This window comes from Marinilactibacillus piezotolerans (genome assembly GCF_900169305.1).
Taxonomy (GTDB): Bacteria; Bacillota; Bacilli; order Lactobacillales; family Carnobacteriaceae_A; genus Marinilactibacillus; species Marinilactibacillus piezotolerans_A.
Map to the genome: position 1 here is coordinate 998,975 of NZ_FWDP01000004.1, position 15,173 is coordinate 1,014,147.

Annotated in this window: 14 protein-coding genes and 1 riboswitch; of the genes, 2 read left to right on the forward strand and 12 right to left on the reverse strand. The window is 39.7% G+C overall.

Annotated elements, in window-relative coordinates; genetic code table 11:
* Positions 1–92: 92 nt before the first annotated feature.
* The 9 genes from B6F02_RS08545 to B6F02_RS08585 form a co-directional block, all read right to left on the reverse strand.
* The gene (locus B6F02_RS08545) at positions 93–740 is read right to left on the reverse strand and encodes an HAD family hydrolase (protein WP_080146935.1); all 648 of its coding nucleotides are present in this window, start codon (positions 738–740) and stop codon (positions 93–95) included.
* Positions 741–750: 10 nt separating this feature from the next.
* A complete protein-coding gene (ribH, locus tag B6F02_RS08550; protein ID WP_080146936.1) occupies positions 751–1,218 on the reverse strand; it encodes a 6,7-dimethyl-8-ribityllumazine synthase in 468 nt (155 codons plus the stop codon).
* A 24-nt stretch (positions 1,219–1,242) separates the two neighbouring features.
* On the reverse strand, positions 1,243–2,436 hold the full coding sequence (locus B6F02_RS08555; protein WP_080146937.1) for a bifunctional 3,4-dihydroxy-2-butanone-4-phosphate synthase/GTP cyclohydrolase II: 1,194 nt from the start codon (positions 2,434–2,436) through the stop codon (positions 1,243–1,245).
* A gap of 18 nt (positions 2,437–2,454) precedes the next feature.
* The gene (locus B6F02_RS08560; RefSeq protein WP_080146938.1) at positions 2,455–3,108 is read right to left on the reverse strand and encodes a riboflavin synthase; all 654 of its coding nucleotides are present in this window, start codon (positions 3,106–3,108) and stop codon (positions 2,455–2,457) included.
* A gap of 3 nt (positions 3,109–3,111) precedes the next feature.
* Positions 3,112–4,206: a bifunctional diaminohydroxyphosphoribosylaminopyrimidine deaminase/5-amino-6-(5-phosphoribosylamino)uracil reductase RibD gene (gene ribD, locus B6F02_RS08565; protein ID WP_080146939.1), complete on the reverse strand. Its 1,095-nt coding sequence runs from the start codon at positions 4,204–4,206 to the stop codon at positions 3,112–3,114.
* 231 nt (positions 4,207–4,437) lie between these two features.
* Positions 4,438–4,551, reverse strand: a riboswitch (FMN riboswitch).
* Positions 4,552–4,663: 112 nt separating this feature from the next.
* Positions 4,664–5,386 (reverse strand): CBS domain-containing protein, encoded by a 723-nt coding sequence (locus tag B6F02_RS08570; protein WP_080146940.1) that lies wholly within the window; start codon positions 5,384–5,386, stop codon positions 4,664–4,666.
* Between the two features lie 212 nt (positions 5,387–5,598).
* Complete coding sequence (locus B6F02_RS08575) at positions 5,599–7,350, reverse strand: ABC transporter ATP-binding protein (protein WP_256864697.1); 1,752 nt, start codon at positions 7,348–7,350, stop codon at positions 5,599–5,601.
* 43 nt (positions 7,351–7,393) lie between these two features.
* Positions 7,394–9,106, reverse strand: a complete 1,713-nt coding sequence (locus B6F02_RS08580; protein ID WP_080146941.1) for an ABC transporter ATP-binding protein — start codon at positions 9,104–9,106, stop codon at positions 7,394–7,396.
* A 26-nt stretch (positions 9,107–9,132) separates the two neighbouring features.
* Positions 9,133–9,561 carry a MarR family winged helix-turn-helix transcriptional regulator gene (locus B6F02_RS08585; protein WP_080146942.1) on the reverse strand — a complete coding sequence of 143 codons (429 nt, stop codon included), beginning with the start codon at positions 9,559–9,561 and terminating at the stop codon, positions 9,133–9,135.
* 172 nt (positions 9,562–9,733) lie between these two features.
* Between B6F02_RS08585 and B6F02_RS08590 the strand changes: the two genes are divergently transcribed.
* Positions 9,734–10,648 carry a nuclease-related domain-containing protein gene (locus B6F02_RS08590; protein ID WP_080146943.1) on the forward strand — a complete coding sequence of 305 codons (915 nt, stop codon included), beginning with the start codon at positions 9,734–9,736 and terminating at the stop codon, positions 10,646–10,648.
* Between the two features lie 130 nt (positions 10,649–10,778).
* Positions 10,779–11,300 carry a hypothetical protein gene (locus B6F02_RS10950; RefSeq protein WP_143745261.1) on the forward strand — a complete coding sequence of 174 codons (522 nt, stop codon included), beginning with the start codon at positions 10,779–10,781 and terminating at the stop codon, positions 11,298–11,300.
* Positions 11,301–11,410: 110 nt separating this feature from the next.
* On the opposite strand, the gene B6F02_RS08595 is transcribed toward B6F02_RS10950, so the two are convergent.
* From B6F02_RS08595 to B6F02_RS08605, 3 genes are all read right to left on the reverse strand, one after another.
* On the reverse strand, positions 11,411–12,271 hold the full coding sequence (locus B6F02_RS08595; RefSeq protein ID WP_080146944.1) for a DegV family protein: 861 nt from the start codon (positions 12,269–12,271) through the stop codon (positions 11,411–11,413).
* 449 nt (positions 12,272–12,720) lie between these two features.
* A complete protein-coding gene (locus B6F02_RS08600; RefSeq protein WP_080146945.1) occupies positions 12,721–13,500 on the reverse strand; it encodes an energy-coupling factor transporter transmembrane component T family protein in 780 nt (259 codons plus the stop codon).
* Positions 13,475–15,172 carry an ABC transporter ATP-binding protein gene (locus B6F02_RS08605; protein ID WP_080146946.1) on the reverse strand — a complete coding sequence of 566 codons (1,698 nt, stop codon included), beginning with the start codon at positions 15,170–15,172 and terminating at the stop codon, positions 13,475–13,477. Before B6F02_RS08605 ends, B6F02_RS08600 begins: the two co-directional genes overlap by 26 nt.
* Position 15,173 lies beyond the last annotated feature (1 nt).

Sequence of the window (15,173 nt, forward strand, 5' to 3'; positions counted from 1 at the left end):
CTGCTTTTTACAGTCGCGTTGCTACGCGTGAGAATAGTTAGAACAAGAAGAGCTGATCACCAAATTGACAGGTGATCAGCTCTTCTTCATCTTTAAAAATACTGAAACAAATCGCTTATATCTTCTATCTTGATGTCTGCCATATCCAATTCAGATGCTTTCCCGTATCCATAGTTACAGCCCACAGTATAGATCGATTCAAGTTGACCCACTTCTATATCTTGAAATCTGTCTCCAACAATTGCGTATCTGGCAGGATTTTCTGCTAAATAGTGTTCCACAATTTCTTTTTTTGATTTTTTGTAGTCATATTGTTCACTGCAAATCATTTTTGAAAAGTATTGATTGAGCTTAAACGTTTTTTTGTGTAATTCCATATAATTGATAGAACAGTTACTTAGAAAAATCAGCTGATAGTCCTTGCTTTTCAAATAGTCAAGAATTTCTATAGAGTGTTCATACAATTCAGCTTTCCCTTTTAGAATACTTTTCAGCATTTCTCTTCCAATAATATCAGAAGCTTTCTTTTGCTCGTTTTCATCTAAGCCAGGCATGAAAGTACTCCACATCTGTTTCTTATCATAACCCAGCCATTGTGTGATTTCTTCGTCTTTCCAATGTGTCTGCTCAGCAAGTCGGTTTTCAACTAAATACTGATACGCTTTTTTAAAAGCCGGTATATAAATTTTGCTGCTGTCATGTAAAGTTCCATCATAATCAAAAATAATCGTATCAATCATTTTACACCTTTCATTTAGAGAATTGTTTCATCAGGTTTGCCATTTCAATGGCACCAACAGCTACTTCAAATCCTTTATTTCCAGCTTTGGTTCCAGCACGTTCGATTGCCTGCTCTATTGTATCTGTTGTCAAGACGCCAAACAGAACCGGTACTCCAGTACTGTCTGCAGCAGATGCGACTCCTTTTGATACTTCTGCACAAACATAATCGTAATGCGAAGTAGAGCCTTTAATCACAGCACCGAGTGTAATGACTGCATCATATTTTCCGGAAGCTGCCATTTTTTTGGCAATCAATGGAATTTCATACGCTCCAGGTACCCAAGCTACTTCAATTTCTTCTTCGTCTGCTCCATGTCTTCTAAGTGCGTCTACTGCTCCTTCAAGCAACTTTGTTCCAATAAATTCATTGAAACGGGCTGCAACAATCCCAATTTTCAAGTCTTTCGCAATTAACTGTCCTTCTATTGTTTTCATTTGATTTTCCTCCAAGATTTTAATTTATAATTCTATATAATGGTTCATTTTTTCTTTTTTTGTCTTAAGATACCGTTCATCAGCTGGATTTGGTTTGATTTGAATCGGTACTCTGTTTTCTATTGTCAATCCGTATTGCTCTAAACTCGAGACTTTCAGTGGATTATTTGTCATCAGATTGATTCGATCGACTCCCAAATCATCGAATATCTGTTTACATTCATAATATTCTCTAGCATCCACAGGTAATCCCAATAATACATTTGCCTGAATCGTGTCATGTCCCTGATCTTGCAGAGCGTAGGCTTTAATTTTATTAATAAGACCGATTCCTCTGCCTTCTTGTCTCATGTACAGTAAAATACCTTTTCCCTCATCAGCAATTTTCTTCATCGCTTTATCTAACTGTTCTCCACAATCGCATTTACTGGATCCAAACACATCCCCCGTCAGACACTCGGAATGAATTCGACACAACACAGGTTCTCCATCATTTATATCTCCCATGACCAGTGCTGTGTGATGTTCGTTTGAAAATTTATGTTTGTAGGCAACAATTTTAAAAGCGCCATACTTTGTTGGTAATTCCGCTGCAGATTCTCGAACGATTACTTTCTCATTCGCTTTCCGATATTCTACTAAGTCTTTGATCGTTCCGATCTTCAAGTTATGCTCTTCTGCAAATGTCAGTAAGTCATCTCTTCTTGCCATGGTTCCGTCGTCATTCATGATCTCACAGCATAACCCTACCTTCTTTAACCCTGCCAATTTCATCAAATCAACTGTGGCTTCTGTATGTCCGTTTCTTTTCAGTACACCTCCTTCAACTGCTTCCAAAGGAAACATGTGACCAGGACGTTTAAAATCTTCAGGTCGGCTTCCTTCTTCAATCGTTTTAATAGCTGTCAATGACCGCTCACCAGCAGAAATCCCGGTAGTCGTACTGATATGATCAATTGATACAGTGAAGGCCGTACCGTGACTATCCGTATTATTCGTGTTCATAGGAGAAAGGCCCAGCTTTTCTGTGTATTCTTTTGTCATGGGAATACAAATCAGACCTCTAGCATACTTAGCCATGAAGTTAACATTCTCTGGAGTGGCAAACTCAGCAGCACAAACAATGTCTCCTTCATTTTCTCTATTTTCGTCATCTACGATAATGACATTCTTTCCTTGTTTTAAATCGATTAGTAACTCTTCAATTTTATGGAACATTTCTTCACTCCTGTCTGATTATAAAAATCCGTTTTTCTGTAAAAATGATTCTGTTAAATGATTTTGGACCGGTTCGGATTCAGGAGAGTATTTCAGCAATTTCTCCACATATTTCCCAATCAAGTCGCACTCTAGATTTACTAAATCTCCTATATTGTTCTTTAGCAGTGTTGTTTCTTCTGCAGTGTGAGGGATAATCGAGACTTGAAAGTCCTCCTGAGTCACCTTGGCAACAGTCAGACTAATTCCGTCTATAGCGATTGATCCTTTTTCTATCACATATCGAAGAATGTTTGTGTTTGCCTGGACCGTCACCCATACCGCATTGTCTTCATTTTTGAAACGGGTTATCTTACCTGTATCATCTATATGTCCACTGACCATGTGACCGCCTAAAGGTTTCTGAAGCGTCAGCGCCCGTTCCAGATTAACCGGGCTGCCTTTTGAGAAAGTATTCAAATTTGTACGACTTAACGTTTCTGACATAACATCGGCCATAAATGTATTCTTGCCCAAGTTTTTTACTGTCAGACACACTCCGTTCACCATAATACTGTCACCGACATTTGTGTTCTCTAATACTTTTTCCGCTCTAATGGTCAATTCACTGGAGACCGTTGCTGTTTTCACTTTTTGGATTTCTCCAATCTCTTCTACAATTCCTGTAAACATCCTCTATTCCCTCTTTTCTAAATAACCCTCTATCAGTAAATCCTTACCTAAACTTTGATAATTGATTTTATTGATGTTGAAAGTCTCCGATATATTGTCCACACCTTGTCCTCTAACTGGCGAAATCGCCATTTCCCCGGCTATCAGCTTAGGTGCTACATAGAGATTCACCTTGTCAACGATCCCCGCTTCTAAAGCAGCTCCGTTCAGCGTTCCTCCACCTTCTAGTAGAATGCTGTCTATCCCTCTTTCTCCGAGAACGTTCATGGCTTGCTTCAAATCAATTCTTCCATCCAGTTCTGGAACGGTCAGCACCTCAATGTTTCTACTTTCTAATATTTTTGTCTTTTCTGACGATGCTTTTTTTGTAGTAAGAATTATAGTTGGCGCATGGTCTTGATCTTTCAGCAAATTTGCTTGTTCTGGTATTCTTAATCGGCTATCTAAAACAATACGAGTTGGATTTAAGTATCCAGGTACCCGGCAGGTCAGTTGAGGATCGTCTTTCAAAACTGTATCGATTCCAACCATTATCCCAGTTAGATACCCCCTTAATAAATGTGCATGATTCCTAGCTGCTTTAGAAGATATCCATTTCGAATCCCCAGTTTCGGTAGCGATTTTACCGTCCAGAGTCATCGCATACTTCATTACGACAAAAGGAAATCCAGTTGTTATATATTTATTGAACACTTCATTGAGGTGATTGCTTTCTTGTTCTAGTACTCCTGTAGTGACTTCAATACCGGCTTCTTTCAGCTTTTTCAATCCTCTTCCAGAAACTAAGGGGTTCGGGTCAGTTGCCGCTACTACGACTCGCTTGATTTTTTTCTTAATAATCAAATCTACGCATGGTGGAGTTTTCCCATAGTGAGAACAGGGTTCCAATGTGACATACATTGTTGCTCCCTCAACTGATTCTGCAACATTATTTATAGCATGAACTTCAGCGTGCGGACCTCCAGCTTTCTGATGATATCCTTGTCCAATGACTTTTTCATTCTTTATAATTACAGCGCCGACTAACGGGTTAGGAGCTGTAAATCCTTTCCCTTTCTCAGCCAACACCAATGCTATATTCATATACTTTTTATCCATGAGTACTCCTTTCAATACAAAAAGCCCTGAATCAAAAAACAGATTCAGGGCTTTAGTATACTTGATCAATTGTACACAAAATAAACAGTCACTATTGTTCTATTTACATAGAATAATATGATGAATGTAAAAAATGCCCTGGAATAAAATTCCAGGGCATTACAAATACATCGTCAGACTATCCTGAAAGTATCGTTAAAGAGACTCCCAGAATAATGATTGTGTAGATTATATCGTCTTCTTCCATCCAGACTATACTGTCGGCTTCGGAATCTAACCGAATCTGCCATAAGGCTCGTGGGCTTTACCACCGGTAGGGACTTGCACCCTGCCCTGAAGACTATTAAGTTATAGTAAGAGAATATATTGTTTGTTTAGGGTTGTCAAGAAAAAGTATGATTTCGGATTAAAATAAATTGGGATATTATTCAACATATATTATAAAGACTAATTTCTATCACTTGTTCTCAATAATTTCAGGTATATCCCAAGGCGTGATGATGCCTAATAAGTCACTCGGTTCGGTTACTTTTCCGTCCTTAGCGATCAGCAAGAAATATGCGATGATGCCTTCCTCAATTTTTCTGGAATAGATGGCTTCTATATCGAAAATCGACTGATCTGCCGGAATGATCTCATACGAGTCTCTTTCATGATCATTTTCGAGTACTTCCTCAATCGTCGTTCCGCTGATAGAAATCCAGTCATCTTTGATCGAATGCGCCAGGAAGTTGGTGATCCCATTTTCTGAAATCATACCGACCAATCGTTGTTCCTGGAAAACAGGAAACTGGGAAATCTGGTTGTCTTTGATCGCTTCAAGCACATCGCTCAATGGATCCTTTAAGTTAAAATGAATGACTTTTTCTAAGAATAAATCACTGACTGTTTTTGGATGTTTGATTTTCTCTGAAATCTGCTTCATTACATCAATCAAAGACTGACTCGGATCAGCAATCGATTCATTCTCATTGATCGTGCTATGTACCAGTATATTTCTGAATCTTCTATACAGATCCAGTTGACTTTTATACGTTAAGACGACTTTATCCTGCTTCTCTTCTGCAGCATAAATCAATGAACCGAAGTTGGTATCCGGATCTTCCTTCAACTGTGCAGCAACGACTTTCTGCAGTTCATTGAAGACATGCATGAATTCACTGACGTTCTCTTGCTTCATTTCTAACACTCCCTGCAATAGATTTTCAAATGTTTCTTCTATTTTACCTCTTCACTTTTATTAGTATAACTTAGATCCACCGAATACGCTTCTCAACACACCTATTCTCTACAGATAGTCTAAAAAAGCCGACCCATTATTGGATCGGCCCTTTCTAGCCACCTTACAGTATAGTGATGACTTTGATTTTTAGTTAAGGTGAAAGAAATTTCTTAAGCTGATAGTTCAAATTGAGAATGGTATAAGTCAGAATAAAGACCTTCTTTTTCAAGCAGTTCTTCGTGATTTCCCTGCTCAACGATGCGTCCGTCTCGCACGACCAGAATGGTGTCCGCGTTTCGGATGGTCGATAAGCGGTGGGCAATGACAAAGGACGTTTTTCCATTCATCAGCTCCTGCATGGCTTCTTGGATCTTCATCTCGGTTTGGGTGTCAACGTTTGACGTTGCTTCATCCAAAATCAGCAGATTCGCATCCAAGATCATCGCTCGTGCAATCGTCAGCAGCTGTTTCTGACCTTGAGAAATATTCAAGCCTTCCTGATCGATCACTGTCTGGTAGCCATTTGGCAGACTCATAATATACTCATGGATCTGCGCTGTTTTAGCAGCTTTTTCCACTTCTTCAGTTGTCACGTTCTCTTTCCCGTAAGCGAGATTTTCAAAAATCGTCCCGCTGAACAACCAGGTATCCTGCAGCACCATAGCATAAGAAGAGCGCAGACTTTCTCTTGTCGCTTGTGTGGTATCCACCGTGTCCAGTTCAATCGTCCCTTCGCTTGGATCATAAAAGCGCATCAGCAAATTCACTAAGGTCGTTTTCCCGGCACCCGTCGGACCGACAACGGCGATTACATTTCCGCTCGGTGCTTCAAAGTCCAGATCATGGATCGTCATTTTATCCGGCGAATACCCGAAATTGACCTTGTTCATTCGAACGTTTCCTTCTGCCTGGTCAAAGACATGGGCATCTAGAACATCTTTCGCTTCAGATGGTTCATCCATCAGTAAAAAAACGCGCTCCGCAGCTGCAAAAGCAGACTGCAATTCACTAATAATATTGGCTAACTCATTGATCGGACCGGAAAATCTTCTGGAATACAGAACAAACGAAGAAACGCCACCCAACGTTAAATAATTGAATAGGTAAAGCAGCGCTCCAGCCACACTGACCAAAGATAATGAGAGGTTATTGATAAAGTTGATCGAAGGTCCAACCATACTTCCGTAGTAGTCAGCTTGATAATAAGCAGTAACTGCTTCGTTATTTTTTTCATCAAAGCGTTCAATCATGTTTTCTTCCTGATGATACGCTTTAATGGTCTGTTGCCCGGAAATCATTTCTTCTACATAGCCGTTCAACTCGCCCAGTTTCACAGACCGTTTCTTGAACAGCGGACGGAAGCGCGTCACCATGTATTTGGTCAATAAAATGGAAGCTGGAATCGTAACTCCAAAGACCAGCGTCAGTATCGGAGAGATGATCAGCATCATCGTTAATGAACCGATAATCGTGATGGCACTCGTCACGATCTGGATAAAGTCATTTTGCAGGGACTGATTGATCGTATCGATATCGTAGGTGATCCGGCTGATAATATCGCCAGTTTGATGCTTATCAAAAAAGCCAACCGGCAATTCTGCCATTTTATTGAAAACATCTCTACGTAATCGTCTGATCGTCCGCTGTGTCAGTCGAATCATCAAAATCTGCATGAAATACTCTAAAACAGACGACAATACAAAGAATCCAATCATTAATCCGACATAAAAAAATACTTGCTGGAATAAAACTTCGCCCTCTCCCGGCTGAATCGAGTTGATTGCCAGTCCTGATAAGTAAGGACCAACCAGTGAAAAGGAATTACTGATGACCATCAGAATCGTTGCGGTTATCAGCATCCATTTATAGTGAAATAAATACGCCCAAAGCCGTTTCAACACGTAAAAGCGGCTGGTCTTCAAGGTTTCTGGTGCTTTTGGGTTTGTCGCTTGTTTTCCTCCGCCTCTACGCAATCTCTTTTCCTCCTGACTGGTTATAGTAGATTTCTCTATACGGTTCACACGTCTTCATCAGTTCTTTATGTGTGCCTTTCCCGATGATTCGGCCTTTTTCAAGCATAATGATCTGATCTGCTTGCTGGATAGAACTGATGCGTTGAGCAACCATGATGGTCGTCGTATTCTGATACCCTTCCGTTAATGCTTTTCTTAACTGCGCGTCTGTCTTATAATCCAAGGCACTGGAAGAATCGTCCAACATCAAGATCTCTGGATTGCCGGCTAATGCGCGCGACAATAGCACCCGCTGCTTTTGTCCTCCGCTTAGATTTGTTCCTTTTGCTGTCAGTCTGTGTTCCAGACCTTCATCCAACGAATCAATAAATTCTTTCGCTTGAGCCGCTTCAGTTGCTTGTACAATTTTTTCATGGGATAAATTGCGGCCAAAATCGATATTTTCCGTCAGCGTATCCGCATATAGAAAATCTTTTTGGAAGGCCGCGCCGAATTTTGTATGCAGTTCTTTCAAACTCATACTATTAACATTTTTACCGTTAATTCGAATACTCCCAGAATCTGCATCATACAACCTCAGCAGCAGCTTAATAATCGTTGTCTTCCCGCTCCCGGTCGCTCCGATAATCCCCAGCGTTTCGCCTTTGTTCAGCGCAAAATCAAAATCTTCCAGCGTATAACTCTTTTCGTAAGCAAAAGACACATGATCAAATCGAATATGCGCTGTATCTGGTTTTTGATCCAGCGGTTGAATCTCCAACTCTGGTTCTGTGTGCAAAATTGTATGAACCCGGTCAGCCGATGCGATTCCTCTGGATAACAGCACAAAAATCCGAGTAATACTCAACATCGCATTCAAAATGATTGTAAAATAAGTCATAAAGGCAATAATAACGCCCGGTTCTGTTAGTCCAGCATTTACTCGGTAAGCACTGGCCAACACAACTGCTGTCAGTCCCAGATTCAAAAATAGATTCATCAGTGGAGTCGTCGCTGCCATAGTACGATTTGCTTTGGTTTCTGCGTCTACCACGCCTTGATTGACTCCTTCAAACCGGGTCTTTTCATATTCGGTCTTCGATAGAGCTTTGATCACTCTGGCACCTGTAATGTTTTCTCTTACCGTTCTGACCAGTTTATCGACCTCTTGTTGGAGCAAGTCGAATAGCGGCACACCTTTTTTTGATACATAATAGACCGTCACCGTCGCAAACGGCAAGACGCCCATCATCACTAATGTCAAAACTGGATCCAACGTGACTGTCATCAAAATCCCGCCTATCAAAAGAACGGGTGCGCGAACACCGATCCGCTGCATCAATCCAATCGTCCGGTGAAGATTGTACGTATCTGATGTCAATCTTGAAATCAGAGAAGGTGTTCCGTACTGATCAGCCTGACTCGCCGAAAGATAAGTAATCTTATCATAAAGATCATGACGAATGTCTTCCACGGCATCTCTCGCTACACCTGAAGCCATCCGATTCGCCTTGATGCTCAGTGTCACTGCCAAGATCGAACAGATCACCATCGCTCCACCCCAGAGCAGGACACGATTGATATTTCCAGTCGGAATCACGACATCAATAATATAAGCCAGGATCAAAGGCAGAAACAAATCCATAATCGTTCCCACGAATTTTACGGAAAATCCTTTGAGCATCCTGCCAAATAAAGGTTTTAAATATTCTAAAAATAAGTTCATCAAAACGACCTTTCTATCTAATAGGTTTATTCTTTATTTACCTTATCTACAGCAGTTTTTGCTTTTTCCATCATATCTGCCAGATGCTTCTCCAGTACTTCTTTTTCTTCTGAAGAAACGCCTTCTAGAATGATTTCATTCCATTCGCTCAAAATGTTTGCGACTTTTGGATAGACATCATGCGCTTTATCAGTCGGATAGACCAGCAGCTTGCGTCCATCTTTAGGATCTGGAGCGCGTTTTACGTAGTCGGATTTTTCAAGAAACGCCAGTTGTCTGGCAACATTGCTTTTATTGACAAAAATAATTTCAGCCAACTGTTCCTGCGTAACACCCGGATTGTTGCAGATGTTCAGTATGTAGGTATGGTGCATGCCTTTTAATCCGTACTTTTCCATTTTTTCATTTCGATACATCTCACCTAATCGAGACGTACGATTGATCAATCGCATCATTGACAAGTCTGCTTCACCTTCTTTTGTTTTTACTTATTTGACTACTCTATCAGAGATTCGTTGCGGGTGCAACTAATAGGGTACAAATGACATTTTTTCAGTCACCATTATTAGTATAGTCATTTTAGTGAAAAATTTAATAAAACGTAAATATACATATGGAGGCGGTCAAATGGAAATGATCAAAGCAAGAGAAAAACCAGCGCTGCTGACTATACTGGAACTGCTGGACAAGCGCATGACTCTTTCTTCTGCAGAAAAACAGCACTTATATGCTATGTCAAAAGGATACGATGGAGAAGTTTTGTTTGATTCAATGATAGAAAAGTATATTGATACTGATGTTCTAATATTAAATGATCTGTCTCTGATTTCAGGCACTACGCCTTTTCAGATAGATTCTGTCGTGCTGACATCGGATACGCTTTATCTTTATGAAGTCAAAAACTTCGAGGGAAAATACACCAATCGATCTGGCCAATTTCACTCTGGGTCCGGCCAGGAACTGATCAACCCTGTTAATCAGTTAAGCAGGACAGCAACTCTTCTTTCCAAAATGCTAAAAAAATGGAAGCTTACTATACCGGTTCAAACAGCAGTCGTTTTCGTCAATCCCACATTTGTCCTTTACGAGGCTGAAGAACATCATCCTTTTATTTTCCCCTCGCAAATCGCAACGCACTTTACTGCTGTGAACCAGCGAAAAGGACCTCTGTCAACCAAACATCATTCTATAGCTCAGAAATTGATGGAAGAGACTCAAAAAGAACTGCCTTATCGAAGGCAGTTACCGTACTATGATTTTAATGAACTTAAGAAAGGATTGCCTTGCAGTCGTTGCGGATCTTTCGACTTGAAACACACAACCAAAAAAAGCCGCTGCCAAGTCTGCGATACTGTTACCTCAGTGAATGAACTAGTGTTGGCTCAGGTCAAGGCATTCAAGATCCTCTTCCCTGATAGACTTGTTACAAGTAATAACATATATGACTGGTGCAACAGCATGCTCCCAAAAAGAAGGATAACCGCCATTTTAAATACTGCATATAAAAGAAAAGGTCATTCCAAGGCAACTCACTACTGTTGAACAGCAAAAAGAATAGCTTAAGAGGAAAAGACTTATCGCAATAAGTCTTTTTTCATTATTCAGAACCAGTTCGAGTGTTAGACTTTCAAATTTTAGTAGATTCAGCTTTTTTGCGACTAGTCCTGGGGGAATGCTTTGTTTAACTAGTCGCTATATCGCTTTTGCGACTAGTTCTGAAGGCAACTCTTCTTTAACTAGTCGCTATATCGCTTTTGTGACTAGTTCTGAAGGCTGCTCTTCTTTAACTAGTCACTATAATGCTTTTGCGACTAGTTCTGAAGGCTGCTCTTCTTTAACTAGTCATTATAATGCTTTTGCGACTAGTTCTGAGGGCTGCTCTTCTTTAACTAGTCACTATAATGCTTTTGCGACTAGTTCTGTGGGCTGCTCTTCTTTAACTAGTCGCTATAACGCTTTTGCGACTAGTTCTGAAGGCAACTCTTCTTTAACTAGTCGCTATATCGCTTTTGTGACTAGTTCTGAAGGCAACTCTTCTTTAACTAGTCGCTATATCGCTTTTGTGACTAGTTCTGAAGGCAACTCTTCTTTAACTAGTCGCTATATCGCTTTTGTGACTAGTTCTGAGGGCTGCTCTTTTTTAACTAGTCGCTATATCGCTTTTGCGACTAGTTCTGAGACTGCCTTGCTATGAACTGGTTCCAATACTGCTTTAGAAACCAGTTTTGCAATTAATATAATGAAAGACTCGATTCTTTAAAGACTCTATAGTTATTCTCTAACTTTATCCCTGACCTCACCACTTTAACCAGCTGTTTTTTCAATCCCTGTAATACCAATCGCTCCGGGACCGCCATGGCTGGAGATTACAGCACCCGCCTGCATCCATCTGGTTTTTTGAACACCATTTTCTTTCAACAGACCGCTAATCACCTCTTTCTGACTGTCTTCGACACCCGGAGGACTTACTATCAGAACGGTATCCGGGTTAATGTTATAGCTTTGGAAAAAATGATTCACCATCTTTTTCAAGCAGTTATCAAAAGATCCACGGTACTTCTTCTCCGGGACCAGGTATCCATTTTCTAAAACAATTGACGGCTGTATCTTCAACAAATTTGCTCCATGAAAAGCTAGACTTGAGACTCGGCCGCCCGCTTTCAAATATTGAAGAGTTTTAGGCAGAAAAACCATATGAGTGCGTTCTCTAACATCTTCGACAAAAGCAATAATGGCTTCAGGACTTGTATCAGGATTTTCTTCAATAAATTGAGCTGTTGCTTTAACAATAGCGGCTGCTCCAATAGAGACATGTTTGGAGTCTACAAGGTAGACGTGTTTAAAGTCTTGAGCTGCAAGTTTTGCAGCATTGAAGGAAACCGTTGTTACTGCAGAATACCCAATGTGGATGATCGTTGCATCTGGATGTTCAGCAAAAACTTGTTTGAAACCTTCGGTATTATCTTGGGGTGAAGAACCAGATGTTTTAGGTAGATTCCCTGTTGTTTCAAAATAATCAAAAGCTTTCTGAACATCAAAACTACCATCAGGAAGAGTTTGATCCCCCATTGTTACATGCATCGGAATGACTTGTATATTGTAGCGATCAATTATTTCTTTAGATAAATCTGAACCACTTTCAGTTGTGATAATATATTTTTTCATCAATATCCTCCATTATTTTGGTAGATTATAGTTCCACTACTAACTTCAGTATTCAATATTTTAATTGTACTATATAAATTTCATAGTATATACTCAATTTATCTCAATAAAATTTCAGTTATCGAACACTTCTCATAACTTTAGATAATTCTTCAGGACATTTTAACTTCTTGTCCTTATTAATGCATGGCATCAGTAAACTATTCCATAATTGTACGAATCCAAAAATGGATATCTTCGCAATCGCCGATTTTTAATTTGTTTAATTCCCAAATTAACTAAAAAGAGTATACCCCCATTTTTTAACCTTTACCAATATCATCTTGTTTCTTGTTATAAACTTATTAAATCCAATTAAACAAGAACTGAAAGAGAAATAGAAAAGATTATTAAGCGATAACCTTAACAACCTTTCCTATCTCTTTACAAATACTATTACAACTATCCAATCATTGTAAAAAGAATATTCTTCCTAAAGTAAGTCCTGCATATAAAAGAAATAGTCCAAATCCAAAAATCAAATCTTTTTTTGTCCAAGATATTACTCGATAATAACTACGCTCTGTACTGCCATCAAAGCCTTTCGACTCCATCGCAATCGCAACTCTCTCTGCTTTTCGGATTGCACTAGCAAGTAAAGGAATCATATACCGCTTGGTTTCATCAACTTTCCCCTTTAATCCTTTTGGTTCTCCTAGTCCACGTATACGATGCGCAGCACGAACTTGATTGAGTTCTTCTCGAAACAAGGGTAAAAAACGATACGCCGCCATCATGCCATATCCAAAACGCGGTGGAAGCTTACAATTCTGCACCAAACTCAGCATAAATTTTGTAGGTTCCGTTGTGCAGACAAATAATAAAGACCAAGAAACAAACACTAGTGAACGTAATCCAAGTGATAACCCTGTTTGTACATTCTCCAGCGCAACCGGCATGTTAAACAGGGTGAACAGAATCGTTTCGCCTCTTTCATCAGGAAACACCACGTTCATCCACACAAAGCTAAACGCAAACAAACTAAACGGCAACAAAATCAGTAGAATGAACCGCAAAGGTACGCCCCCAAACAATGAAATCCCGATAATCGTCACCACCAATAATAAGAAAGGTGTCCAAGGATCAAAAATCAAGACCATATAAAAGATGACAGTCAACAGACTCATCAATTTCATAGTCGGATTGACTTGTTGCAGAAAATGATCACTCTTCTGATAGTGTTGTAACAAGATTTTCGCCTCCTTCGATTGTATTTAACCAATGTTTTAAGGCATAGGAAATTGGGACTTTGATTGAAGCATGTTCAAGTAAAGTCGTGTGTGCAAAAAATGTCTCTACGTCGCCACCATATTGAATTTCACCTTCATGTAATAAGAGGACCTTGTTGGCATATTCGTAGACTAACTCCATATCATGCGTAATCATTAAAATTGTTTTTCCCTGTTGATTGAGCGCTCGGAGTAGTTTCATGAGTGCTTCTGTATTCACAAAATCTTGACCGAACGTCGGCTCATCCAAAATTAACAGCTCCTGGTCATTCATCAACATCGTCGCAACCGATAAGCGTCGTTTCTGCCCTTGACTCAACGAAAATGGATTTTGATTTTTGTGTTCAACTAATTGAAATGCTTCGAGCAATGACTGCACTTTCGGGTGCCAATCCTCTTTTGACCACCCCAACAATTTCAACCCATAAGCGAGTTCTTGTTCCACCGTATCACAGATAAACTGATGCTCAGGATTCTGAAACACAAATCCGACTGACCGCATTAATTCTTGAACATTTTTCTTTTGAATTACCTGATTTTTAAAATAGATTTCACCTTGACTAGGGTGCAATAGTCCAATCAACAATTTTGCCAATGTACTTTTTCCCGTTCCATTGGGTCCTAGTAATGCGACAAATTCTCCTGACTGGATAGAGAAGTTGATATTTTTTAGTACTTCATGGGTTTTGTACGCAAATGTCATATTTTTTAATTGTAAGATAGTGTTTGTTTGATTTCGCACTCGTGATTGATTCGACTGCACCATTGAATTGTGCGGAACGATATTCTGTCTCGTCAATTCTTTCTCAAATTCTTGTAAAGAAAGGGGGAAATTTAACCAGTTAATCACACCTTGTTGTTCTAATTTTTTAGCAAAACGACAAATTTTCGGTATCCAAATGCCTTGATCGAGTAAGGTGTCAAACTGTTGGGTGAAAAGGTTTCTTGGTGTGTCGTCGGCTATGATTTTGCCATTCGTTCCTAAAACAATCACGCGTTCAATATGTGGAAGTAATCGATCCAACTTATGTTCCACAAACAAGATTGTTTTATTGAGTTCTTCCCCCAGTTTAATGACTAAGTCAAAAATTTCTTCTGTGCTTGCTGGATCTAAATTCGCCGTCGGTTCATCAAGGACTAAAACGTCAGTATCCATCGCAAGCAGACAAGCAATGCCCAATTTTTGTTTCATTCCACCAGACAGTTCTTTTAGTTGCGCAGTTCGCCATTTTTCCAGCCCCACTAATCTTAAATTCTCTTCTACCCTGCGCTCCATTTCCGACTTAGATAAGCCCAGATTTTCTAATCCAAATATGATTTCATCTTCAACGGTTAACATGCAAAATTGAGTCTCGGAATCTTGAAAAAGGAGGCCGATTCGCTGGCTGGTTTCTTTAAAGCTCAAGTCTAATGGCGATTTCCCGTCAATATACACTTTGCCTTCAGCTTCAGCCTCTATTGATTTTGGAATCATGCCATTCAGCGTCAAAGCGAGCGTACTTTTTCCACCGCCGCTTGGACCCAAAATCAACACTTTTTCGCCTTTTTCAATCGTTAAATCGATGTCTTTTAAAATCGATGCATTTTGATAAGGATAGCGAACCATCAACTGTTGTGTTTTGAGAACCGCCATC

Coding starts and splice junctions, on each gene's coding strand:
- B6F02_RS08545 (WP_080146935.1), bottom strand. CDS start 740: ATGATTGATACGATTATTTTTGATTATGATGGAACTTTACATGACAGC.
- ribH (WP_080146936.1), bottom strand. CDS start 1,218: ATGAAAACAATAGAAGGACAGTTAATTGCGAAAGACTTGAAAATTGGG.
- B6F02_RS08555 (WP_080146937.1), bottom strand. CDS start 2,436: ATGTTCCATAAAATTGAAGAGTTACTAATCGATTTAAAACAAGGAAAG.
- B6F02_RS08560 (WP_080146938.1), bottom strand. CDS start 3,108: ATGTTTACAGGAATTGTAGAAGAGATTGGAGAAATCCAAAAAGTGAAA.
- ribD (WP_080146939.1), bottom strand. CDS start 4,206: ATGGATAAAAAGTATATGAATATAGCATTGGTGTTGGCTGAGAAAGGG.
- B6F02_RS08570 (WP_080146940.1), bottom strand. CDS start 5,386: ATGAAGCAAGAGAACGTCAGTGAATTCATGCATGTCTTCAATGAACTG.
- B6F02_RS08580 (WP_080146941.1), bottom strand. CDS start 9,106: ATGAACTTATTTTTAGAATATTTAAAACCTTTATTTGGCAGGATGCTC.
- B6F02_RS08585 (WP_080146942.1), bottom strand. CDS start 9,561: ATGATGCGATTGATCAATCGTACGTCTCGATTAGGTGAGATGTATCGA.
- B6F02_RS08590 (WP_080146943.1), top strand. CDS start 9,734: ATGGAAATGATCAAAGCAAGAGAAAAACCAGCGCTGCTGACTATACTG.
- B6F02_RS10950 (WP_143745261.1), top strand. CDS start 10,779: ATGCTTTGTTTAACTAGTCGCTATATCGCTTTTGCGACTAGTTCTGAA.
- B6F02_RS08595 (WP_080146944.1), bottom strand. CDS start 12,271: ATGAAAAAATATATTATCACAACTGAAAGTGGTTCAGATTTATCTAAA.
- B6F02_RS08605 (WP_080146946.1), bottom strand. CDS start 15,172: ATGGCGGTTCTCAAAACACAACAGTTGATGGTTCGCTATCCTTATCAA.